Raw genomic sequence first — 22,338 nt, 5'->3', positions numbered from 1 at the left:
CCGGCTCCGGCAAGTCGGTCGCCATCAACACCATGATCCTCAGCCTGGTCTACCGGCTGCGCCCGGACCAGTGTCGCCTGATCATGGTCGACCCGAAAATGCTCGAACTCTCCGTCTATGACGGCATCCCGCATCTGCTCACCCCCGTCGTCACCGATCCGAAGAAGGCGGTGGTCGCGCTGAAATGGGCCGTGCGCGAGATGGAAGAGCGCTACAAGAACATGGCCAAGCTCGGTGTGCGCAACATCGACGGCTACAATACGCGACTGGTCGAGCTGAAGGCCAAGGGCGAAGAGCCGACGCGCACGGTGCATACCGGCTTCGACAAGGAGACCGGCAAGGCGATCTACGAGGAAGAGAAGCTCTCGCTCGATCCGCTGCCCTACATCGTCATCATCGTCGACGAAATGGCGGACCTGATGATGGTCGCCGGCAAGGACATCGAAGGCGCGGTGCAACGCCTGGCGCAGATGGCGCGCGCCGCCGGTCTGCACGTGATCCTCGCGACACAGCGTCCGTCGGTCGACGTCATCACCGGCACGATCAAGGCGAACTTCCCGACCCGCATCGCCTTCCAGGTCACGTCAAAAATCGACAGCCGCACCATTCTCGGCGAGATGGGCGCCGAGCAACTGCTCGGCCAGGGCGACATGCTCTACATGGCGGGCGGCGGCCGCATCAGCCGCGTGCACGGTCCCTTCGCCTCGGACGAGGAAGTCGAGAAGGTGGTGCGTCACCTCAAGACGCAGGGCCAGCCGGAATATCTCGAAGCGGTCACGGCGGAAGAGCCTGCGGAGGGCGAAGACGGCGCCGTGTTCGACGCGACCGGCATGGGCGCCGACGGTGGCGGCGACCTGTTCCAGCAGGCGGTTGCGATCGTCAAACGCGATCGCAAGGCCTCCACCAGCTACATCCAGCGCCGGCTCCAGATCGGCTACAACCGTGCCGCCTCGCTGATGGAGCGCATGGAACTGGAAGGCATCGTCGGCCCGGCCAACCATGCCGGCAAACGCGAGATTCTGGTCGAGGAAGAAGACAGCCATATGTGAGGCAAGAGGCTTCCAGCCTGCCTCGGAATGAGATTTTCACGCAAAAACGATATCCGCTTTTGACCGAAATCACGGTAAAAGGGCGCCTAGCCACACAGGACGACGCGTTGACCAGACTTTCGAAAATTTCATTCGCCGCAGCCTTTGCCGCGCGAAGCGCTCGCCTCGCCGGCGCGCTTCTCATCACCGCATCCCTGGCCACGGCAACGTCCTATGCGCAATCCGTGCCCGTTCCGAAGCCGGCACCGAAGGGCCGCGACGCCGGAGCCGACGCCCAGCGGGGACCGGCGACCACGGGCGCGACGCAGGCGCCGCCGAATCCGATCATCCCCGACCCGCGCCGCAACGTGCCGGCCAACATCTTCCAGAGTTTTGACGCCAACCAGAAGGCGCAGGCCGCCAAGGTCAGTGCCTATCTGTCGTCGATGCAGACGCTGGTCGGAAATTTCGTGCAGGTCGGCCCCGACGGCAACAAGACCCAGGGCGACTTCTACATCCAGAAGCCCGGCAAGATGCGCGTCGAATACGATCCGCCAAACCCGATCGACATCATCGCCGACGGCTCGTCGCTGGTGGTGCGCGATCGCAAGCTCGCGACCCAGGACGTTTATCCGCTGTCGCAGACGCCGCTGCGCTTTCTGCTGTCCGACCGCATCGACCTGATGAAGGACACCAACGTCATCGGCGTGACCGCTGACGACATGTTCGTCAGCGTCACCATCGAGGAGAAGCAGGCGCTGGTCGGTACCAGCCGGCTGCTGCTGATGTTCGGCGCCAAGGACGGCCTGTTGAAGCAGTGGACCGTCACCGATCCGCAAGGTTACGATACGACCTTTGCGGTCTACAATCTGGATGCGACCAAGAAGCTCGATCCCGGCATGTTCAAGATCGACTTCACCAACTACGCAACGCCGCCGGGCTGAACAAACGGTGGGCACGGCGCTTTGCGCCTTTGCCCACGCCACGGCGACTTGCTAAGACGCAACTCCCATGCGTCTTTCCCTGACAACCTGGAACATCAACTCGGTGCGCCTGCGCATCGACCTCGTCGCGAAATTCCTCAAGAGCGCGCGGCCGGACGTGCTGTGCCTGCAGGAAACCAAGTGCATCGACGACGCCTTTCCGCTCAAGCGCTTCAAGCGGCTCGGCTATGAGCACGTCGCGCTGAACGGGCAGAAGGGCTATCACGGCGTCGCCATCGTCTCGAAGATTCCGTTCGAGAGCAAGGACATCAGGACCTTCTGCGACAAGGTGGATTCACGTCACATCTCGGTGTCGTTCGGCGAGAAGGCGAAGATCGAAAAGCTGCTGGTGTTGCATAATTTCTACGTGCCGGCCGGCGGCGACATTCCCGATCCCGCGCTGAACGAAAAATTCGACCACAAGCTCCGCTTTCTCGACGAGATGAAAGCCTGCGAGCCGCTGCATCCGCGCGGCGAGGATCGCCACATCCTCGTCGGCGATCTCAACGTCGCGCCGCATGAGAACGACGTCTGGTCGCACAAGCAGCTTCTGAAAGTCGTCTCGCACACGCCGGTCGAGACCGAGAAGCTCAAGGCGGCGCTGGCGGCCGGCGAATGGGTCGACGTCGCGCGCGAACGCATCCCGATGTCGGAGAAGGTCTATACGTGGTGGAGCTACCGCGCCGCCGACTGGACCGTCGGCGACCGCGGCCGCAGGCTCGACCACATCTGGGTGTCACGCGCGCTGAAGGACGCGGTCAGCGATTTCAAGATTTTGCGCGATGCCCGCGGCTGGGAGCGGCCGTCGGACCATGTGCCCGTCACGGTGACGCTGGACGTCTGATCAAATGCTCAGCTTCGCGCCGGCCATCAAAATGTCGCTGGCGATCTGGCTGGAGCGGATCGCGAACTCGTCGCGCAGGCGTCGCGCAGCGGCGGGGTCGCTCTCCAGCACGCGCTGAAACAGGCTGCGCGCGATCCGGATCACGGCGGCATGCTCGATCGCGATCGCGGTCGAGGGCCGCTTCATCGGCACCACCAGAGCCAGCTCGCCGATCAGCGTGCCGACGCCAGCGACCATCTCGGCGCCGGCACCGTCCTCGACGCGGAAGGCACCGCGCTGGACCACGAAGCCGGCGTCGGCGTCATCCCCGAGATTGAACAGAGTATCGCCGCGCGCAAAGCCGCGTTGCTCCGAGCCGATCGCAAGCATGCGCAGCGAGGCGTCTCCCAACAGGCGCAGTGTCGGGACACGCTCGAGCAGCGCTACATCGTCTTCGATCGACATTCAGGACCGAGCTCAAAGGACCCGCGAAAACGGACGAATCGCAGGTTCTTCAAGCGTATCACGGCACCAGCTTGTAGCCACCGGCTTCGGTGACCAGGATCTCGGGGTTGGCCGCGTCCTTCTCGATCTTCTGCCGGAGGCGGTAGATGTGGGTTTCGAGCGTGTGGGTGGTGACGCCGGAATTGTAGCCCCAGACCTCCTGGAGCAGGGTCTCGCGCGAGACCGGCATCTGGCCGGCCCGGTAGAGGAAGCGGAGAATGGCGGTTTCCTTCTCCGTCAGCCGTACCTTGCGGGCATTGGCCGCCGTCAGCATCTTCGAGCCCGGCCGGAAGCTGTAGGGGCCGACCGAGAACACCGCGTCCTCGCTAGCCTCATGCTGGCGGAGCTGGGCGCGGATGCGGGCGAGAAGAACGGCAAAGCGGAAGGGCTTGGCCACATAGTCATTGGCGCCGGATTCCAAGCCCAAAATGGTGTCGGAATCGGTGTCGTGCCCGGTCAGCATGATGATCGGGGCCTTGAAGCCGCCTTTGCGCAAGCTACGCACGACCTCGCGGCCGTCGGTGTCGGGCAGGCCGACATCCATCAAGACCAGATCCGGGGAATTCGCTTTCGCGGCGCTCGCACCCTTGGCGCCGGTATCGACGGCGGAGGCCTCGAACTCTTCGTGCAGAGATAGTTGCTCCACCAACGTGTCGCGCAGATCGGTGTCGTCATCCACGATCAGGATCTTGCGGGCATTGGCCATGGGGTCATCCTTTTGGGGGTCGAACTCGGCGCGCATACATGCTGCACCCAGCCGCGATGGTAAGTTAGGGGTCGCCGTTATTATTGTTGTTCGTCTTGAAGTAGTGGGCTGTTACCGATTCACAAGCCAGAACTACTCTAACTCAGAATAGCAGGCCATTTTGATGAATGTCCTGTAATGAAGCCGACATACCCTGTTCATATGAAAAAACATTCTGTGTCAGTGGGTTACGCCAAGAAGACGACCGCCGGACCGCTGTCGGCGATGATCGTTAAGGCTGCGGCCGGTAATCCCAGGCGGGGCTGGCTGACCGCCGGACCGCTGGTCATTCCCGTGGCCCTGGGGCGCGGCGGCATCCTCGCCAACAAGCGCGAAGGGGACGGCGGCACGCCCAAGGGCAGCTTTCGTCCACGGCAGCTCTGGTGGCGCGGCGACCGCCATAGCCGGCCCAAGACCTTTTTGCCGGTGCGCACGATCAAGCCTGAAGACGCCTGGTGCGAAGACCCCGGCGACCGGCATTACAACCAGCCGATCCGGCTGGAGCGGGAGCAAGGCGGCGACCGGCTGACGCGGGCCGACCATCTCTATGATTTCATCATCGAGATCGACCACAACACCAGGCCGCGCATTCCCGGCCGCGGCAGCGCCGTCTTCCTGCATCTGGCGCGCGACAATTTTGGTCCGACCGCGGGCTGCGTCTCGATGACGAGACAAGCGATGCTGCAATTGTTGCGACGGATGGGGCCACGCACAAAAATCATCATCGGGTGAGGGATCATGCTGGACAAGGATCAGATCGCGGCTGCATCAAAGACCCTGTTCGATCATTGGCGCGCAGGTACCAAGCTGGGCGAACTCACGGCAGCCCAACGCCCGCGCAGCCGTGCGGAAGGCTACGCGGTGCAGGCCGCGCTCGAGCAGCAGTCAGCGGGAAAACTATTCGGCTGGAAGATCGCGGCCACCAGCGAAGCCGGACAGAAGCATATCAATGTCGCGGGTCCCATGGCCGGCCGCATTTTCAGCGATACCGTGATCGCCGATGGCGACCCAGCATCAATGAAGGGCAATGCGATGGCGGTGGGCGAGCCGGAGTTCGCCTTCCGCATGGCGCGCGATCTGCCGCCGCGGTCCACGCCCTACAGTGTGGACGAGGTGCTCGCTGCCGTCAGCAGCCTGCATCCGGCCATCGAGATTCCGGATTCGCGCTTCCGCGATTTCGTCAGCGCCGGCGAGGCCCAGCTCATCGCCGACAATGCCTGCGCACATCTGTTCGTGCTGGGTGCTGCGACCGGCGCAAACTGGCGCACGATGGATCTGATCGAGGAGCGCCCGAACATCACGCTGCGTGGGAAAGCTTACGTCGGTCACGGCAAGAACGTGCTCGGCGATCCCCGCGTAGCGCTCGCCTGGCTCGCCAATGAGCTGCGCGGCCTCGGCATCACGCTGCGGGCAGGGGAGGTGGTGACCACAGGCACGTGCCATCCGCCATTGCCGATCCAGGCCGGCGATCATTTCGCCGCGGATTTTGGCGTGCTGGGAAAAGTGTCGGTGGGATTCGTGTAGGCGCTAGCGATGCCCGAAGATCGCCGAGCCCACGCGCACATGCGTGGCGCCGAGCATGATGGCAGTGGCGAAATCCGCGCTCATGCCCATCGACAAATTTGTCAGCCCGTTGCGCGCCGCGATTTTTGCGGTCAGCGCGAAATGCGCCGCCGGCGGCTCGTCGACCGGCGGGATGCACATCAACCCGGAAATTTCGAGGCCGTAGGTGTCGCGGCAGCTCACGAGGAACGCATCGGCGTCACCGGGCGCAATGCCGGCCTTCTGCGGCTCCTCGCCGGTATTGATCTGCACGAAGAGCTGTGGGCGCCTTTTCTGGGATTCGATTTCTTTGGCTAACGCCTGGCAAATGCTCGGACGGTCCACCGAATGGATGGCGTCGAACAGCGCCACGGCCTCCTTCGCCTTGTTGGATTGCAGCGGGCCAATGAGATGCAACGCGATACCGGGGTAAGCGGAAATTAACGCTGGCCACTTGCCCTTGGCTTCCTGCACGCGATTTTCGCCGAATACGCGCTGTCCGGCGGCGATGACCGGCACGATCGCATCGGCCGCAAATGTCTTGGACACTGCGATCAGCGTCACCGAGGCCCGATCGCGCCGCGCGTCCTTGCAGGCACGCGCGATCTCGGCTTCGACTGCGGCGAGCGCGTTTGGTGAATCCGCGGTTAGCGGCGAGGCGTTAGCATGCGTCATGATGTCGATTGTCCGTACTCTTACGGAAGTAGGTCCAATTTTACCGAGTTCAAGAAAGGCTTTTTGAACCCTTCGGGCTACCTTGCGCGCGGGGTGGGTAGCAAAAGATGCCGAACGTCAGTCTCAACCGCAAACGAGCGAAACTCAAGCAGGTTCTCGGGATCCGGGCACGCCTGGCATTGCTGGCAGTGATTCTGGTCGCGCCGCTGATGCTCGAGCGCATCCGCTCGCTCGAAGAGGCGCGGGTCAAGCAGATCGCACAGGCCACCACTGAATTCAGCATCGTGGCACGCCACAGCGCGGATGCGCAGCGCGAGGTGATCTCCTCGGTCGAGACCATCCTGAAATCGGAAGCCTTTATCCGCGCATCCGCCGGCGGCATCAGCCGCAGTTGCGACGTGCTGCGCGCCAGCCTGCCGTCGAGCCTGCCCTGGATCCGCACGCTGCTGATCGCAGGTGAAGAAGGCCGCATCCAGTGCTCGACCAACAACATGTATGTCGGACTCGATTTGAGCGATCGTCCCTATTTCCAGCAGGCACAGCAGACCGGACGCTTCGTGCTGTCCGACTTCCTGCTCGCGCGTCCCGCGCAGACCCCGACCGTGATGGCCGCCTATCCGGTCTCCGCGATGGGCAGCGACTCCGGCGCCGTTGTGCTCGCAACCGTGAACCTCGACTGGATGTCGAAGGTCATGAACAATCTGGGCGGCCGCCCCGGCATCTCCGCGATGCTGGTCGACAGCGCCGGCACCGTGCTTGCGGCACCCGCCGATCAGCGCAGCGAGATCGGTCGCCCGCTCGACAACATGCCGCTGATGTCGGCCATCGCAGACATGGCGCTGCGCTCGGACCAGGACGAGGGCTCGCTCTCCTTCATGGCGGTCGACGGCTCCAAGCGCGCCGTCAGCTTCATTCGTATCGCCGGGACCAACGCGCGCCTCATCACCAGCATCGATGAGGACAAGGTGTCCGCGGCCGTCAACCGCGACATCCGCACCGCCTATCTGCAGCTCGGCTTCGTCGTCGTGTTCGTTCTGCTCGGCGCGCTCATCGCCGCCGAAAAGCTCGTGATCAAGCCGATCGAAATGCTCGCCGACATGGCCAAGCGCTTTGGCGAAGGCGATCTCTCGGCGCGCGCGGCGCGCAATCGCCTGCCGTCCGAATTCGTGCCGCTGGCACGCGCCTTCAACGCCATGGCGGCACAGCTCGGCCAGCGCGAGCGCGAGCTCGTCGCCAGCAATGATCGCCTGACCGTGATGGCGTCGATCGACATGCTCTCGGGCCTCGCCAACCGCCGCGGCTTCCAGAGCCGCCTCGACTTCGAATGGATGCGGGCACAGCAATATGGCAGCGACCTGTCGCTGCTGATGATCGACGTCGACCATTTCAAGCTCTACAACGACAGCTATGGCCACCTCGAAGGCGACGCCTGCCTGACCCGACTCGGCGAGACGCTGTCCGGCATCGCCGCCGACACCATGGGCTTTGCGGCCCGCTATGGCGGCGAGGAATTTTGCCTGCTGCTGCCGAACACCGACCAGGCCCGCGCCGGCGAGATCGGCGAGAAGGTGCGTGGGGCCGTGTTAAAGCTTTCCCTGCCCCACATCACCTCGAACCACATGCTGGTAACCGTCTCGATCGGCGTCGCCGCGACCAAGCCGAACGACGCCCTGCGTCCCGGCGACCTGATCGAAGCCGCCGACGCCGCCCTCTACGCCGCCAAGCATCGCGGCCGGAATACCGTCGCCGAGCACGGCATCGTACGATTGTCCGAGGGCGATGCCGATATGGCCATGGCGGGCTGAGACGGTGGGATCGCCTCCGCACGGTCTGCCTTTCGGTCTTTTCGGGGGTCCCGGCCGTTGACCCAACAGCCTTTTTTGTGGCCTAGTCCGCCGTCTTTAGGACGGCCAGAGCCCACGAAAACCCCAACGATTCCATGACCTCCGAACGCTATAACGCCCGCGATTCCGAACCGCGCTGGCAACGCCAGTGGGACCAGAAGGCGATCTTCGCCTCCAAGAACGACGATCCGCGGCCGAAATATTACGTGCTCGAGATGTTCCCCTACCCGTCCGGGCGCATCCATATCGGCCATGTCCGGAACTACACGCTCGGCGACGTGCTGGCCCGCTTCATGCGTGCCAAGGGTTTCAACGTGCTGCACCCGATGGGCTGGGATGCGTTCGGCCTGCCGGCGGAGAATGCCGCCATCGAGCGCAAGGTGGCGCCGAAGGCGTGGACCTACGACAACATCGCCGCGATGAAGAAGCAGTTGCAGTCGATCGGCCTGTCGCTCGACTGGAGCAGAGAGTTCGCGACCTGCGACCCCAGCTATTACAAGCATCAGCAGAAGATGTTCCTGGACATGCTGGCCGCCGGCCTCGCCGAGCGCGAGAAGCGCAAGCTGAACTGGGATCCCGTCGACATGACCGTGCTCGCCAACGAGCAGGTGATCGACGGCCGCGGCTGGCGCTCGGGCGCCGTTGTCGAGCAGCGCGAGATGAGCCAGTGGGTTTTCAAGATCACGAAATACTCGCAGGAGCTGCTGGACGCGCTCGACGGTCTGGATCGCTGGCCCGACAAGGTGCGGCTGATGCAGCGCAACTGGATCGGCCGGTCCGAAGGCCTGTTGATCCGCTTCGCGCTGGACCAAGCTACGACGCCCGCCGGCGAAACGGAGCTGAAGATCTTCACCACGCGCCCGGACACGCTGTTCGGCGCGAAGTTCATGGCGATCTCGGCCGATCATCCGCTGGCGCAGGCGGCAGCCGCGAAGAACCCAAAACTTGCGGAGTTCATCGCCGACATCAAGAAGATCGGCACCGCGCAGGAGATCATCGACACCGCGGAGAAGCAGGGTTTTGACACCGGCATCCGCGCGATCCATCCGTTCGACCCGAGCTGGAAGCTGCCTGTCTATGTCGCGAACTTCGTGCTGATGGAATACGGCACGGGCGCCATCTTCGGCTGTCCCGCGCACGACCAACGCGACCTCGACTTCGTCAACAAATACGGCCTCGGCAATACGCCTGTCGTTTGCCCCGAGGGCCAAGATCCAAAGTCGTTCGTGATCACCGACACCGCCTATGACGGTGACGGGCGCATGATCAATTCGCGCTTCCTCGACGGCATGACCATCGAGCAGGCCAAGGAAGACGTTGCAAAGCGCTTGGAGAACGAGCTGCGCGGCAACGCGCCGGTCGGCGAGCGACAGGTCAATTTCCGCCTGCGCGACTGGGGCATTTCACGCCAGCGCTATTGGGGATGCCCGATCCCGATCATCCACTGTCCGACATGCGATGTCGTTCCGGTACCGGACGATCAACTGCCGGTGACGCTGCCCGAGGATGTGAGCTTCGACAAGCCGGGCAACGCGCTCGACCATCATCCGACCTGGAAACACGTCAATTGCCCCAAATGCGGCGGCAAGGCGCAACGCGAAACCGACACCATGGACACCTTCGTGGACTCGTCCTGGTACTTTGCGCGCTTCACCGATCCGTGGAACGCGAATGAACCGACGACGCCCGCGATCGCCAACCGCATGTTGCCGATCGATCAGTATATCGGCGGCGTCGAGCACGCGATCCTGCATCTACTCTACAGCCGCTTCTTCACCCGCGCGATGAAGGCCACCGGCCATATCGACATGAGCGAGCCGTTCGCCGGCATGTTCACCCAGGGCATGGTGGTGCACGAGACCTATCAGAAGGCCGACGGCACCTATGTCACGCCGGCCGAGGTCAAGATCGAGGTTGGCGGCAACGGCAGGCGCGCCGTGCTGATGGCGACCGGCGAGGACGTCGCGGTCGGTCCGATCGAGAAGATGTCGAAGTCGAAGAAGAACACCGTCGACCCCGACGACATCATCGAGACCTACGGCGCCGACGTCGCGCGCTGGTTCATGCTGTCGGACTCACCGCCTGACCGCGACGTGATCTGGAGCGACGAGCGCGTCCAGGGCGCCTCGCGCTTCCTGCAGCGGCTGTGGCGGCTGGTGAACGAGTCGGCCGTAATCGCCAAGGGCGCACCGGCAGCCCGGCCGGCTGCGTTCGGCGCGGATGCACTGGCGCTGCGCAAGGCGGCCCATGGTGCCCTGGACAAGGTCTCGACCGGGATCGAGCGGCTGCACTTCAATGTCTGCCTGGCCCATATCCGCGAGTTCACCAACTCGCTGGCTGAGGTGCTGGGCAAGGGCGGTACGCCGGCGCCCGATCTCGCCTGGGCGATCAAGGAGGCCTCGATCATCCTTGTTCAACTGTTTGCGCCCATGATGCCTCATCTGGCCGAGGAGTGCTGGGTGGTGCTGGGCCAGCAGGGGCTGATTTCCGAGGCCAATTGGCCCCAAATCGAACGCGATTTGCTGGTTGAAGACACCGTGACCCTGGTGGTCCAGGTCAACGGCAAGAAGCGGGGTGAGATCACGGTTGCAACAGCGGCCCAGAATCCGGAAATCGAGGCTGCCGTTCTGGCGCTCGATGCGGTAAAACTGGCCCTGGACGGCAAGGCCGTCCGCAAGGTGATCATCGTCCCCAAGAGGATCGTGAATGTTGTCGGCTAGGATCCGCATTGCAGCCCGTTTCGTCGCGGTCGCCGCCCTGGCAGCCCTGACGGCCGGCTGCTTCCAGCCGATGTATGCCGAACGGACCGACGGCACCCCCGGCCTGCGCGAGAAGCTGATGGGGGTCGAGATTCCCCCGGTCGACAAGCCGAATGCCTCCCGCGAAGCCCGCGTCCAGGTGGAAGTCCGCAATGCGCTGGCGTTCAAGCTTTACGGCACGGCAACCGGCATGCCGCCGACCCACCGCCTGGTGCTGCGCTTCACGACCAGCCGCCAGTCGCTGATCGTCGACGCCACGACGGGCCTGCCGAGCAGCGAGAATTTCGGCATCGACGCCCAGTACAATCTGATCGAGATCGCGACCAACAAGTCGGTGATGACGGGCACGACCTTCTCCCGCCTGTCCTATGACATGCCGGGCTCCTACCAGCGCTTTGCCCGCACCCGCGCCTATCGCGATGCCGAGGACCGCGCGGCCAACGAGATCGCCGAGAACATCACGACCCGGCTGGCCTCGTTCTTCACCGCCGGTACCTGAACCACTCCGTCATTCCGGGGCTCGCGAAGCGAGAACCCGGAATCTCGATCCATAACCTCTGGATTCCAGGTTCGCGCGTTGCGCGCCCCGGAATGACGATTGGGCCCATGGTCGCGCTTCGCGGAAAAGAGATCGATTCCTTCCTTGCCCGGCCTGACGCTGGCCGCCCGATCATCCTGCTCTACGGCCCTGACGCGGGGCTGGTGCGCGAGCGCGCCGACGCGCTGATCGCCTCCGCCGTCGATGATCCCAACGACCCCTTCTCGCTCGTGAAACTCGACGGTGACGAATTGTCCGCCGAGCCTTCGCGCCTGGTCGATGAGGCCATGACGATCCCGATGTTCGGCGGCCGCCGCGCCATTCGCATCCGCGCGGGCTCGCGCAGTTTTGCCAGCGGCGTCGACACACTGGCCGACATGAACGTCAGAGATTGCCGTATCGTGATCGAGGCCGGCGAGCTGCGTCCGGAATCGCCGCTGCGAAAAGCCTGCGAGCGCGCCAAGACTGCTGTGGCGATCGGCTGCTATCCCGACACCGAGCGCGACCTGGCAAAGCTGATGGACGACGAGCTCAGGATCGCGAACCTGCGCATCGCCCAGGATGCGCGCGCGGCCCTGATGTCGTTCCTCGGCGGCGACCGCCAGGCCTCGCGCAATGAGCTGCGCAAGCTGACGCTCTACGCCCATGGCAAGGGCGAGATCACGCTCGACGACGTCATGGCCGTCGTCGCCGATGCCTCGGAGCTGAAGCTTGATCCGATCGTCGATGGGGCCTTCGCAGGCCGGCCCGACATCGTCGAGAACGAATTCGCAAAGGCGATGATTGCCGGTACCTACCCCGGCGTCATCATCTCGGCGGCCCAGCGCCAGGCAGCATGGCTGCACAAATCCGCGCTCGCTGTCGCCGAGGGCACGCCGATCTCCGCGGTGCTCGATGGCGGCTTTCCGCGGCTGCATTTTTCGCGCAAGGGCGCGGTCGAAACGGCACTGCGCAATTTCAGCGCTGTACGCCTGACCGGCATCATCGAGCAGCTCGCCACCGCAGCCCTCGACACCCGCAAGCAGCCAGCGCTGGCCGCCGCGATCGCCCAGCGCGCGCTGATAGCGATCGCCGCGAATGCGAAGCGAAGGGGTTAAGCCCCGACGTCGTCCTGGCGAAAGCCAGGACCCATTACCCCAGATAGGAGTTTGGCGACGACCCGCTGTCGTCCTCTCTTCGCCGGTACTCCGACTGCCGCAGACCGAGAGATCACGCGGTATGGGTCCTGGCTTTCGCCAGGACGACACCGAATCTACAGCACACCCTTCGCCAGCCGCTTCATCACCTCGTCGAGCTGATCGAGGTTGCGGTAGCTGATCTGCACGCTGCCGCCGGGATCGCGGTGGTTGACGACGACCTTGAGCCCGAGCGCGTCGCTGACGCGCTTCTCGAGATCGAGCGTATCAGGGTCCTTTTCCTTGGCGCCTGCGCGCGCCTTCTGTGGTCTGCGCTCCGGCACGCCTTCTTCATGCGCGAGCGCTTCGGCCTGGCGCACGTTGAGGCCCTCTTCGACGATGCGATTGGCAGCGGCGAGCGGATCGGGCACGCCGATCAGCGCGCGGGCATGGCCGGCCGTCAACTGACCGGTCGCGATGAAGGCCTGCACTTCGGCGGGAAGTTTCGTCAGCCGCATCATGTTGGCAACATGGCTGCGGCTCTTGCCGACGACCTTTGCGATGTCTTCCTGGCTGCGTTTGAACTCGTTGGCGAGCGCGTGATAGCCCTGCGCCTCTTCCATCGGGTTGAGGTCTTCGCGCTGCACGTTCTCGATGATCGCGAATTCCAGCGCGTCGCTGTCGCTGATGTCGACCGGCACGATCGGCACTTCGTGCAAGCCCGCGATCTGCGACGCACGCCAGCGCCGCTCGCCGGCGATGATCTCGTAACGGTCCTGCGCGCCCTTCACCGGACGCACCACGATCGGCTGGATCACGCCATGCTGCCTGATCGAATCGGAAAGCTCCTTGAGCTCGACTTCCGAAAAGGTCCGGCGCGGGTTGCGCGGATTGGGCTTGATGAATTCGATCGGCACCTTGCGCTGCGCGCGCGGCCGCTCGACATGCGCGGCCTCACCGCCGACATCGCCGATCAGACTTGCAAGACCCCGGCCCAGTCGCGAACGCGCTTCGTCGGCCATCGCCAGCTCCCTTGGATTCACGCTGCAGTACTCCAGAACTGAATTTCGAATCGTAGGGTGGGCAAAGCGAAGCGTGCCCACCAGTTATGTGCGCGAGGTGGTGGGCACGGCGAAGAAGCCTTTGCCCACCCTACGGCACCGTCAATGCGTCGTGCGCAGCTCGCGCTCGCGCTGGATCACTTCGGTGGCGAGCCGCAAATAGGCTTCGCTGCCGACGCATTTGAGATCGTAGACCAGCACCGGCTTGCCGTAAGACGGCGCCTCGGAGATGCGCACGTTGCGCGGGATCATGGTCTTGTAGACCTTCTCGCCCATGAACTGGCGGACGTCGGCGACGACTTGGTTCGAGAGGTTGTTGCGCGAGTCGAACATGGTCAGCACGATGCCGTGGATCGACAGGTTCGGATTGAGCGTCGAACGCACCTGCTCGACCGTCTGCAACAGTTGCGACAGACCTTCGAGCGCGAAGAATTCACACTGCAACGGCACGAGGATCGCATCCGACGCGGCCATCGCATTCACCGTCAGCAGATTGAGCGAGGGCGGACAGTCGATCAGCACGTATGTGTAGTCGGAGTCCGGCGAGACGTTGTTGTTGAGCGAGGCAATCGCGTCGCGCAGCTTGAAGGCGCGACCGGGCGTGGTGCCGAGCTCGAGCTCCAGACCTGAAAGGTCCATGGTTGAGGGCGCGATGTGCAACCGCGGCACCGCGGTCGCGACGACCGCTTCGCGCAAGGCGGCTTCGCCGACCAGCACGTCATAGGTCGAGCAGCTCCGGTTGCGGCGATCGATGCCGAGGCCGGTCGATGCGTTGCCCTGGGGATCGAGATCGACAATCAGGACGCGCTCGCCAATCGCCGCGAGTGCCGTGCCTAGATTGATCGCCGTGGTTGTCTTTCCCACACCACCCTTCTGATTCGCGAGCGCCAGGATGCGCGGATGGCCCGGCAGGACCGTATCCGTCTGTTCTTGCTGCGGTTCGTCGATCACGGCCATGCCTGGTCCCCACTCACCCCTTGACGCCTCAGCCGCGGCGCGTGGCCGTGGCGAGCTCCACGATCCAGCCGTCACCCGTCCGGCTTTGGTGGAGTTGAGACTGAATATTCCAATATTTAGCGGCTTCGGTCAATTCAGCCTCTACATCTTGACCCTTCGGGAATAGCGCTTTTGCACCACCGCGCATCAGCGGCTCCGCGAAGCCGATCAGTTGATGTAGCGGAGCCAGCGCGCGTGCGGTGACGCAATCGACGGGGCCGGTGATTCTATCCACATTATCCCCGATCTCAGCGAGATGTACGACTCCTGGCGACGCGGTGACACGGATCGCTTCGCGCAGGAAGGCGGCCTTCTTTGCGATTCGCTCCACCAGATGGACGCTGGCGCCCGGCACCTCGGCCATGACGCAGGCCAGGACCACGCCGGGAAAACCGCCGCCGCTGCCAAGATCGGCCCAGCGTTTTGCGCCGGGGGCGAGTGAGACGAGCTGAAGCGAATCGGCGATGTGTCGGGTCCAGAGATGCGGCAGTGTCGAAGGCGCGACGAGGTTGGTCTTGGCTTGCCATTCGAGCAGAAGTGCAACGTAGCGATCGAGCCGTGCTTCCGTTTCACGTGAAACCGGCGCGAGTTTGAGCGCGGCGAACTTGTCCGCGGCGATGTCCTGGTCCAATGGCCGACCTTGAGCTGCGGGCGACTTCACCGCCCTCTCGCTCGCGCCAGATCTCCGTGAATCGGATCTCTCTTTGCCGGGTCCGCGCTGTTTCACGTGAAACCCTACGCCGTGAGCTTCGAAGTCTTCCGCCGCGCTTGACGGCGCAGATAGGCCGCAAGGATGCCGAGCGCCGCCGGCGTCATGCCGTCAAGCCGGCCCGCCTGCCCGATCGTGAAGGGCCGCGCACGCTCGAGCTTGCCGCGGACTTCGTTGGAAAGACCGGGTACGTCTGCGTAATCAACATCTGACAGCACCAAGCCTTCGTCCCGGCGGAAGGCTTCGACGTCAGCGCTCTGGCGCTCCAGATAGACGTCGTATTTGGCGTCGATCACGAGATGGGTCGCAATGACAGGGTCAATGGCCCACAGCTCCGGCCAGATGGCACGAACCTGGGTCCACCCGATCTCGGGATAGGCCAGGAGTTCAAAGGCTGATCGGCGCTGTCCATCCCGGTTGAGGGCCAGGCCGTGCTTGGCGGCTTCGTTCGGGGTGATGGTCAGCGACTTCGAGAGTGTCTTCGCCGCCGCTAGGGTGGCCATCTTGGTCCGGTGATACTGAGTCCGGACACTGCCCACGCATCCGAGCGCAATGCCCTTCTCGGTCAGGCGCTGGTCGGCATTGTCGGCCCGGAGCGTGAGGCGATACTCGGCCCGCGAGGTGAACATCCGATAGGGTTCGGTGATCCCGCGGGTCACGAGGTCGTCGATCATCACGCCGAGATAACCGTCGGCGCGATCGAAGACTGTCAGGGCCGCACCACTGGCGGCCAATGCCGCATTGAGACCGGCGACAATGCCTTGGGCGCCGGCTTCTTCGTAACCCGTGGTCCCATTGATCTGCCCGGCCAGGAAAAGGCCGCGCAGACGCTTGGTCTGGAGGGTCGGATCGAGCTCGCGGGGATCGACATGATCGTATTCGATGGCATAGCCCGCCCGGACCATCTTGACCCCCTCGAGGCCCGGTATGGTGGCGAGGATCGCGAGTTGGACCTCCTCCGGCAGCGAGGTAGAGATGCCGTTGGGATAGACGGTCGTATCGTCGAGCCCCTCGGGCTCCAGGAAGATCTGGTGGCCGTCACGGTCGCCGAAGCGGACGATCTTGTCCTCGATCGAGGGGCAATAGCGCGGGCCGGAGCTCTTGATCTGGCCGGAGTACATCGGGGAACGGTGCACGTTCGCCCGGATCACCTCATGGGTCGCGGGGGTCGTCCGGGTGATCCCGCACTGGATCTGGGGCGTCGTGATCCGCTCGGTCAGGACCGAAAAGGGTTCTGGCGGATCGTCGCCAGGCTGCATTTCGACCGCCGACCAGTCGATCGTGGTGCCGTCGAGCCGCGGCGGGGTGCCGGTCTTCAGCCGGCCCAGGGTGAAGCCTGCAGCTTCAAAAGACTTCGAGAGGCCCATGGCGGGGGCCTCTCCAACTCGACCGGCCGGCCAATTCTTCTCACCGAGATGGATCAGGCCGCGCAGGAAGGTGCCGGTCGTGACCACGACCGCCCCTGCCCCCAGCTTCCGGCCGTCGGCCAGTCGCAGACCCGTAACGCGTCCGTCCACGACGATCAGCTCGTTCGCCTCGCCTTCGATCACGCTAAGACCATCGGTCTCCCGGATCGCCGTCTGCATCGCGGCGGCGTAAAGCTTCCGGTCGGCCTGGGCGCGGGGACCGCGAACGGCTGGACCCTTGCGGCGGTTGAGCATGCGAAACTGGATGCCGCCGGCATCTGCAACCCGGCCCATCAGACCATCCAAGGCATCGATCTCCCGGACCAGATGGCCCTTGCCGAGACCGCCGATCGCGGGATTGCAGGACATCGCGCCGATAGTTGCAAAACGGTGCGTCACCAGCGCAGTAGCAGCGCCCATTCGCGCAGAAGCGGCCGCGGCTTCACAGCCGGCGTGGCCGCCGCCAATCACGATGACGTCGAAGGAATCTCGTTCTGTGCGCATAGCGCGGACTTTTAGCCCAGAGCGGGGAAGGTCGGAAGCGGAAAGTCGGGCAGATGTTTCACGTGAAACAAGGCAACAGGTGCGTCGGACAAGACGCGGAAAACAACCCCATGCACAGTAGGAGGGCTCCTCCTCCTCCTTCTGTTTCACGTGAAACAACGAAAGAGCGGAACAAGAAATAGTTCTACAATGTAGAACTAGTCTTACTTTCCGATGCAGAATTTCTGGAAGATGGCCCCAAGGACGTCCTCGACGTCCACCCGGCCAAGCAGCCGACCCAAGGCATAGGCCGCCGCCCGGAGTTCCTCGGCGGCGAGTTCCTCGCCTTGGCCGAGAAGTTCCATGCTCCGCTTCAGGGAGGCGGCGGTCTGCCGCAACAGCTCCCGCTGGCGGGCGCGGGTGACGAGCGCGCCTTCGCTTGCCCCGAAGAATGCGCCGGCGAACTCGACCAGGGCCTCGATCAGGTCAGGCAGTCCGTCGCCGCGCTGCGCCGAGATCGCAAAGATCCTGGCGCCACCGTCCGGGGCCATAGCCTTCCCTCCCGGCGGACTCAAGTCTTCCGAAGCGAGGTCGATCTTGTTTCGCACAATCCACACCGGCGCCGCTCCAGCGGATTTTGCCTCGCCGTCGCCCCCGTCGGAAAGCCACAGCACGAGATCCGCCTCATCCGCACGCGCAAGCGCACGGCGCACGCCTTCCTGCTCGACGGGATCGTCCGTCTCACGAATGCCAGCGGTGTCGATGACGGTGACGGGATAGCCGTCGAGATCGAGCTGCACCTCGATCACATCGCGCGTCGTGCCGGCGTGCGGCGAGACGATCGCGACGTCACGACGCGCGAGCTGATTGATCAACGTCGACTTGCCGACGTTCGGCGGGCCGGCGATGGCGACGACGAGTCCATCTCGCAGGCGTTCAGCTTTGCCCTGCGCTGCAAGCACTTTTGCGATTTCGTCGTGCAGCGCCTCAATCGCCTTCAACGCCGGCGCCTGCAATTCCAGCGGCACGTCGCCTTCGTCGGAGAAATCGATGCCGGCTTCGATCAGTGCAGACGCCTCGATGATTCGTTCGCGCCAGTCGCGCGCGCGGTCGCCGAGTAATCCCTGCAACTGGCGCAAAGCCTGGCGGCGCTGCCGGTCGGTGTCGGCATGGATGAGGTCGTCGAGACCCTCGGCCTCGGTGAGGTCGAGCTTGCCGTTCTCGAATCCGCGCCGCGTGAACTCACCGGGCTCGGCGGCGCGAATATTCTGAATACCAGAAATCTCTGACAGCAGCGCCGCCAGCACCGCGCGGCCGCCATGGACGTGGAATTCGGCAACGTCCTCACCCGTGGCGCTGCCAGGTCCTGGAAACCACAGCACGACCGCATCGTCGATCGGCTCGCCGGCCGCATCCCGCAGGGTCACCCGGCTGGCCTGGCGCGGCCCTGGGACCTTGCCGGCGAGCGCGGTCAGCACCTCGCGCGCGGCCGGGCCCGAGACCCGCACGATCGCAATCGCGCTCGGCGGCCGTCCCGACGACAGCGCAAAGATGGTCTGGTCCCTCGGATGCATGGCGGCCTATTTGTCCGTCGCCGGGTCAAAACGCAAACGCCGAATTGCGACGATGCCACCCGCTTGAAGCGAACCCTGCGGGCAGCAAATGCCCGATATTGCGGCGCAACATATCATGCAGCATTCCTGCAGCAAAAATCCTGCGGCTGTCCGGCCCGCCCTCGCAAGAAGAAATAATAGTTAAATAAACCAAATACTTAATTGAGAGATAGGACCAGCCGGTGTTTCGGTCATGGCTGCAACAATTCCGCAGCAAGAGTGCAGCAAAAGCAAAAGGGCGCCAAAGGCGCCCTTCGCAAACTCTGCTGCAGCAAACTCAGGTGTTCATCGAATCGAAGAACTCCGAATTGCTCTTGGTCGAGCGCAGCTTGTCGAGCAGGAAGTCGATCGCGTCCATGGTGCCCATCGGGTTCAGGATGCGGCGGAGCACGTACATCTTCTTCAGCACCTGCGGATCGGTGATGAGCTCCTCCTTGCGGGTGCCGGAGCGCGAGATGTCGATGGCCGGGAAGGTCCGCTTGTCCGAGACCTTGCGGTCCAGGATCAGTTCGGAGTTACCGGTGCCCTTGAACTCTTCGAAGATGACTTCGTCCATACGGCTGCCGGTATCGACCAGCGCGGTGGCGATGATCGTCAGCGAGCCGCCCTCCTCGATGTTGCGGGCGGCACCGAAGAAGCGTTTTGGACGCTGCAGCGCGTTGGCATCGACACCGCCGGTCAGCACCTTGCCGGATGACGGCACCACGGTGTTGTAGGCGCGGCCCAGGCGCGTGATCGAATCGAGCAGGATGACGACGTCGCGGCCATGCTCGACCAGACGCTTGGCTTTCTCGATCACCATCTCGGCGACCTGGACGTGGCGCACCGCCGGCTCGTCGAAGGTCGAGGACACGACCTCGCCCTTCACCGAGCGCTGCATGTCCGTGACTTCTTCCGGACGTTCGTCGATCAGCAGCACGATCAGGTAGCAGTCCGGGTGATTCGCGGTGATCGAATGCGCGATGTTCTGCATCAGCACCGTCTTGCCGGTGCGTGGCGGCGCGACGATCAGCGCGCGCTGGCCCTTGCCGATCGGCGCGACGATGTCGATCACCCTTGCAGAAAGGTCTTTTCGCGTCGGGTCGTCGATTTCCATGCGGAAGCGCTGATTGGGAAATAGCGGCGTGAGGTTGTCGAAATTGACCTTGTGCTTGGCCTTTTCCGGGTCCTCGAAATTCAGCGTGTTGACCTTGAGCAGCGCAAAGTATCGCTCGCCCTCTTTCGGGCTGCGGATGTGGCCTTCGATGGTGTCGCCGGTGCGCAGGCCGAAACGGCGGATTTGCGACGGCGAAACGTAGATGTCGTCAGGGCCGGGCAAATAGTTGGCGTCGGGCGAACGGAGAAAGCCAAAGCCGTCGGAGAGAACCTCAACGACGCCTTCGCCGACGATGTCAGTTTCCTGAATCGAAAGCTGCTTGAGGATGGCGAACAGCAGCTCCTGTTTGCGCAGTGTGCTGGCGTTCTCGACCCCTTTCTCTTCGGCGAACGAGACGAGCTCGGCCGGCGTCTTGGATTTAAGGTCTTGGAGTTTGATTTCCCGCATTGGGGTGGTCCTGTGGGGTAACCTTGGGAAGGGGGTGCGAGGTGGCCTGAGAAATGCGGACGCGAGCAGGTAAGGTCCGCAGGTCTAGCAAGGTGAGTGCCGGTGGGGCTTCAAACCTGATGCGGTGTCCGGCTGTGAAAAGCTCGGACACAACCACATCCGCCTGCGTTGGGTGGGATGCCGCCAATATAGAAAATCGCTTCTCGCAGCGCAAGGCGAAGCACTGAGCGGGCGATCACGTTCATTGCCTAGAACGGCTTCACGATCACCATGATGACGATGAGAATCATCAGGACGGTCGGCACCTCGTTGATAATGCGATAGAATTTCTGGCTCCGCGGGCGCCGGTCAGCTTTGAAATCCTTCACCCAGCGGGAAAAAAAACCGTGGACCGCGGAGAGCGCCAGCACCAGTGCCAGTTTTACGTGCAACCAAGGCGACGAGAACCAATGGCCGGACCATGCGAGATAGAGCCCGGCGAGCCAGGTGACGATCATCGCGGGGTTGATGATCGCCTTGAGCAGCCGCCACTCCATGACCTTGAAGGTCTCGGACTGCTTTGAGCCGATCTCGGCCTCGCAGTGGTAGACGAACAGCCGCGGCAGATAGAGCATTCCCGCCATCCAGGAGATGACGGCAATCACGTGCACCGCCTTGATCCACTCGTACATGCGTCAAAACCTCTGATCTCATCAATCGGTGGAGGAACCGAGATTGGTAAGAATTCGTTTAGAGATGGGAGCGCACACATATCCGCTTGCCCGGCTCTTCTAAACTTAAAACTTCTAGATTCTTAGAGTCTGAGTCTAAGTGACGGTGGATTGGACTCACGCAATATCGTCAGCCAGTTCGCCGACGCTTTTTCACATCCATCAACATATCCCACGCTGGCTCGCCCCATCCGGATAAGCCGACTGCGCTCAAGGCCTTGCGCAAGACCATCGACAGCTTATCAAGAGACCTGTCCACGCAATCCCGTTTCCCCCTTGGCAGGCCGGCGGACTTGTCCCTTGGGGCAGTGGTGTGAAGAAAATTGGCGGTTGTCCCGCCCCTGGTGTCGCACAACCCTTTCCGAGGGGTTAAGGTCCACACCTATTCACAGTTCGTCCCGCCGACATACAAAGAGATTTCGTGCCGACCTCGAACAATTATTTCCATCTGCATCTGGTTTCCGACTCCACCGGTGAGACCCTGATCACCGTGGCGCGCGCGGTCGCCGCGCAATACGCCAATGTCACGCCGGTCGAGCATGTCTATCCGCTGGTGCGCAGCCAAAAGCAGCTCGATCGCGTGCTCGACGAGATCGAGGAAGCGCCGGGCATCGTGTTGTTCACGCTGCTCGAGAAGGATCTGGTCGCGAGACTCGAGAACAAGTGCAAGGACATCAACGTTCCCAGCCTCTCGATCATCGGTCCGGTGATGCAGTTGTTCGAGGCCTATCTCGGCGCAAACACCACCGGCCGTGTCGGCGCGCAGCACGTGCTCAATGCCGAATATTTCAAGCGGATCGACGCGTTGAACTACACGATGCTGCATGACGACGGTCAGCACGTCGAAGGCCTCGAGGAGGCCGACGTGGTGCTGGTGGGCGTCTCGCGCACCTCGAAGACGCCGACCTCGATCTATCTTGCCAACCGCGGCATCCGCACCGCCAACGTTCCGCTGGTGCCGGGAATCCCTGTGCCGCATCAGCTGGAGACGTTGACGCGGCCCCTCGTGGTGAGCCTGCACGCCACGCCGGAGCGCCTGATCCAGGTACGCCAGAACCGGCTGCTCAGCATGGGCGCAGAGCGCGGCAGCGAGACCTATATCGACAGGCAGGCGGTCACCGACGAGGTTGCTTTTGCGCGCAAGCTCAGCGCCAAGCACAATTGGGCGCTGCTCGACGTGACGCGCCGCTCGATCGAGGAAACGGCTGCGGCGGTCATGAAGCTTTACACCGACCGGCAACGCAACCGGCCCTCGGACTAG

20 protein-coding genes are annotated in these 22,338 nt (G+C 63.4%); 10 read left to right on the top strand and 10 right to left on the bottom strand.

Annotation, left to right across the window (positions count from 1 at the left end):
• The 3 genes from C2U70_RS01975 to xth form a co-directional block, all read left to right on the top strand.
• A partial coding sequence (locus C2U70_RS01975) for a DNA translocase FtsK (protein ID WP_140976179.1) occupies positions 1-1,049 on the top strand: 1,049 nt, incomplete at its 5' end.
• Positions 1,050-1,156: 107 nt separating this feature from the next.
• On the top strand, positions 1,157-1,972 hold the full coding sequence (locus C2U70_RS01970) for an outer membrane lipoprotein carrier protein LolA (RefSeq protein ID WP_246666641.1): 816 nt from the start codon (positions 1,157-1,159) through the stop codon (positions 1,970-1,972).
• A gap of 67 nt (positions 1,973-2,039) precedes the next feature.
• Positions 2,040-2,855 carry an exodeoxyribonuclease III gene (xth, locus tag C2U70_RS01965; protein WP_140976178.1) on the top strand — a complete coding sequence of 272 codons (816 nt, stop codon included), beginning with the start codon at positions 2,040-2,042 and terminating at the stop codon, positions 2,853-2,855.
• Here xth and C2U70_RS01960 read toward each other — a convergent pair whose 3' ends face one another.
• Positions 2,856-3,299, bottom strand: a complete 444-nt coding sequence (locus C2U70_RS01960) for a cyclic nucleotide-binding domain-containing protein (protein ID WP_140976177.1) — start codon at positions 3,297-3,299, stop codon at positions 2,856-2,858.
• Between the two features lie 58 nt (positions 3,300-3,357).
• Complete coding sequence (locus tag C2U70_RS01955; RefSeq protein ID WP_008142830.1) at positions 3,358-4,044, bottom strand: response regulator transcription factor; 687 nt, start codon at positions 4,042-4,044, stop codon at positions 3,358-3,360.
• 201 nt (positions 4,045-4,245) lie between these two features.
• On the opposite strand from C2U70_RS01955, the gene C2U70_RS01950 reads away from it, so the two are divergent.
• Positions 4,246-4,815, top strand: a complete 570-nt coding sequence (locus tag C2U70_RS01950) for a L,D-transpeptidase family protein (protein WP_186294009.1) — start codon at positions 4,246-4,248, stop codon at positions 4,813-4,815.
• Between the two features lie 6 nt (positions 4,816-4,821).
• On the top strand, positions 4,822-5,607 hold the full coding sequence (locus C2U70_RS01945; protein ID WP_140976175.1) for a 2-keto-4-pentenoate hydratase: 786 nt from the start codon (positions 4,822-4,824) through the stop codon (positions 5,605-5,607).
• Between the two features lie 3 nt (positions 5,608-5,610).
• On the opposite strand, the gene C2U70_RS01940 is transcribed toward C2U70_RS01945, so the two are convergent.
• Positions 5,611-6,300, bottom strand: coding sequence for a YggS family pyridoxal phosphate-dependent enzyme (locus C2U70_RS01940; protein ID WP_140976174.1), 690 nt, complete (start codon positions 6,298-6,300; stop codon positions 5,611-5,613).
• A 107-nt stretch (positions 6,301-6,407) separates the two neighbouring features.
• On the opposite strand from C2U70_RS01940, the gene C2U70_RS01935 reads away from it, so the two are divergent.
• The 4 genes from C2U70_RS01935 to holA all read left to right on the top strand — a co-directional run bounded on the left by C2U70_RS01935 (position 6,408) and on the right by holA (position 12,538).
• Entirely contained in the window at positions 6,408-8,105 is a 1,698-nt protein-coding gene (locus tag C2U70_RS01935) for a diguanylate cyclase domain-containing protein (protein ID WP_140976173.1), read from the top strand.
• Between the two features lie 134 nt (positions 8,106-8,239).
• A complete protein-coding gene (gene leuS / locus C2U70_RS01930; protein WP_140976172.1) occupies positions 8,240-10,864 on the top strand; it encodes a leucine--tRNA ligase in 2,625 nt (874 codons plus the stop codon).
• Positions 10,851-11,402: an LPS assembly lipoprotein LptE gene (gene lptE / locus C2U70_RS01925; RefSeq protein ID WP_140976171.1), complete on the top strand. Its 552-nt coding sequence runs from the start codon at positions 10,851-10,853 to the stop codon at positions 11,400-11,402. Before leuS ends, lptE begins: the two co-directional genes overlap by 14 nt.
• Before the next feature lie 107 nt (positions 11,403-11,509).
• On the top strand, positions 11,510-12,538 hold the full coding sequence (gene holA, locus C2U70_RS01920) for a DNA polymerase III subunit delta (RefSeq protein ID WP_140976170.1): 1,029 nt from the start codon (positions 11,510-11,512) through the stop codon (positions 12,536-12,538).
• A 155-nt stretch (positions 12,539-12,693) separates the two neighbouring features.
• Here the strand turns inward: holA and C2U70_RS01910 are convergent, their stop codons facing one another.
• The 7 genes from C2U70_RS01910 to hemJ form a co-directional block, all read right to left on the bottom strand.
• Complete coding sequence (locus C2U70_RS01910) at positions 12,694-13,578, bottom strand: ParB/RepB/Spo0J family partition protein (protein ID WP_186294008.1); 885 nt, start codon at positions 13,576-13,578, stop codon at positions 12,694-12,696.
• 141 nt (positions 13,579-13,719) lie between these two features.
• A complete protein-coding gene (locus C2U70_RS01905; protein WP_140976168.1) occupies positions 13,720-14,574 on the bottom strand; it encodes a ParA family protein in 855 nt (284 codons plus the stop codon).
• Positions 14,575-14,602: 28 nt separating this feature from the next.
• The gene (rsmG, locus tag C2U70_RS01900; protein ID WP_186294007.1) at positions 14,603-15,244 is read right to left on the bottom strand and encodes a 16S rRNA (guanine(527)-N(7))-methyltransferase RsmG; all 642 of its coding nucleotides are present in this window, start codon (positions 15,242-15,244) and stop codon (positions 14,603-14,605) included.
• A gap of 104 nt (positions 15,245-15,348) precedes the next feature.
• Positions 15,349-17,232, bottom strand: coding sequence for a tRNA uridine-5-carboxymethylaminomethyl(34) synthesis enzyme MnmG (gene mnmG / locus C2U70_RS01895; RefSeq protein ID WP_140976182.1), 1,884 nt, complete (start codon positions 17,230-17,232; stop codon positions 15,349-15,351).
• Between the two features lie 203 nt (positions 17,233-17,435).
• Complete coding sequence (gene mnmE, locus C2U70_RS01890) at positions 17,436-18,785, bottom strand: tRNA uridine-5-carboxymethylaminomethyl(34) synthesis GTPase MnmE (RefSeq protein ID WP_140976166.1); 1,350 nt, start codon at positions 18,783-18,785, stop codon at positions 17,436-17,438.
• 316 nt (positions 18,786-19,101) lie between these two features.
• Entirely contained in the window at positions 19,102-20,367 is a 1,266-nt protein-coding gene (gene rho, locus C2U70_RS01885) for a transcription termination factor Rho (RefSeq protein ID WP_091882608.1), read from the bottom strand.
• Positions 20,368-20,615: 248 nt separating this feature from the next.
• Positions 20,616-21,038: a protoporphyrinogen oxidase HemJ gene (gene hemJ / locus C2U70_RS01880; protein WP_140976165.1), complete on the bottom strand. Its 423-nt coding sequence runs from the start codon at positions 21,036-21,038 to the stop codon at positions 20,616-20,618.
• Positions 21,039-21,498: 460 nt separating this feature from the next.
• On the opposite strand from hemJ, the gene C2U70_RS01870 reads away from it, so the two are divergent.
• Positions 21,499-22,338: a pyruvate, water dikinase regulatory protein gene (locus C2U70_RS01870; protein ID WP_140976163.1), complete on the top strand. Its 840-nt coding sequence runs from the start codon at positions 21,499-21,501 to the stop codon at positions 22,336-22,338.

The sequence above is a fragment of the Bradyrhizobium guangdongense genome (genome assembly GCF_006483445.1).
Classification (GTDB): domain Bacteria; phylum Pseudomonadota; class Alphaproteobacteria; order Rhizobiales; family Xanthobacteraceae; genus Bradyrhizobium; species Bradyrhizobium guangdongense_A.
The sequence above is the reverse complement of the archived record's forward strand: the minus strand, read 5'-3'. Positions and strand labels throughout refer to the sequence as shown.

Excerpts from the sequence above, each read along its gene's own strand:
- mnmE (WP_140976166.1), bottom strand. The coding sequence starts at position 18,785 with ATGCATCCGAGGGACCAGACCATCTTTGCGCTGTCGTCGGGACGGCCG.
- C2U70_RS01940 (WP_140976174.1), bottom strand. The coding sequence starts at position 6,300 with ATGACGCATGCTAACGCCTCGCCGCTAACCGCGGATTCACCAAACGCG.
- leuS (WP_140976172.1), top strand. The coding sequence starts at position 8,240 with ATGACCTCCGAACGCTATAACGCCCGCGATTCCGAACCGCGCTGGCAA.
- rho (WP_091882608.1), bottom strand. The coding sequence starts at position 20,367 with ATGCGGGAAATCAAACTCCAAGACCTTAAATCCAAGACGCCGGCCGAG.
- xth (WP_140976178.1), top strand. The coding sequence starts at position 2,040 with ATGCGTCTTTCCCTGACAACCTGGAACATCAACTCGGTGCGCCTGCGC.
- C2U70_RS01905 (WP_140976168.1), bottom strand. The coding sequence starts at position 14,574 with ATGGCCGTGATCGACGAACCGCAGCAAGAACAGACGGATACGGTCCTG.
- C2U70_RS01950 (WP_186294009.1), top strand. The coding sequence starts at position 4,246 with ATGAAAAAACATTCTGTGTCAGTGGGTTACGCCAAGAAGACGACCGCC.
- C2U70_RS01955 (WP_008142830.1), bottom strand. The coding sequence starts at position 4,044 with ATGGCCAATGCCCGCAAGATCCTGATCGTGGATGACGACACCGATCTG.
- mnmG (WP_140976182.1), bottom strand. The coding sequence starts at position 17,232 with ATGCGCACAGAACGAGATTCCTTCGACGTCATCGTGATTGGCGGCGGC.
- C2U70_RS01945 (WP_140976175.1), top strand. The coding sequence starts at position 4,822 with ATGCTGGACAAGGATCAGATCGCGGCTGCATCAAAGACCCTGTTCGAT.
- hemJ (WP_140976165.1), bottom strand. The coding sequence starts at position 21,038 with ATGTACGAGTGGATCAAGGCGGTGCACGTGATTGCCGTCATCTCCTGG.
- C2U70_RS01935 (WP_140976173.1), top strand. The coding sequence starts at position 6,408 with ATGCCGAACGTCAGTCTCAACCGCAAACGAGCGAAACTCAAGCAGGTT.
- lptE (WP_140976171.1), top strand. The coding sequence starts at position 10,851 with ATGTTGTCGGCTAGGATCCGCATTGCAGCCCGTTTCGTCGCGGTCGCC.
- C2U70_RS01910 (WP_186294008.1), bottom strand. The coding sequence starts at position 13,578 with ATGGCCGACGAAGCGCGTTCGCGACTGGGCCGGGGTCTTGCAAGTCTG.
- holA (WP_140976170.1), top strand. The coding sequence starts at position 11,510 with ATGGTCGCGCTTCGCGGAAAAGAGATCGATTCCTTCCTTGCCCGGCCT.
- C2U70_RS01960 (WP_140976177.1), bottom strand. The coding sequence starts at position 3,299 with ATGTCGATCGAAGACGATGTAGCGCTGCTCGAGCGTGTCCCGACACTG.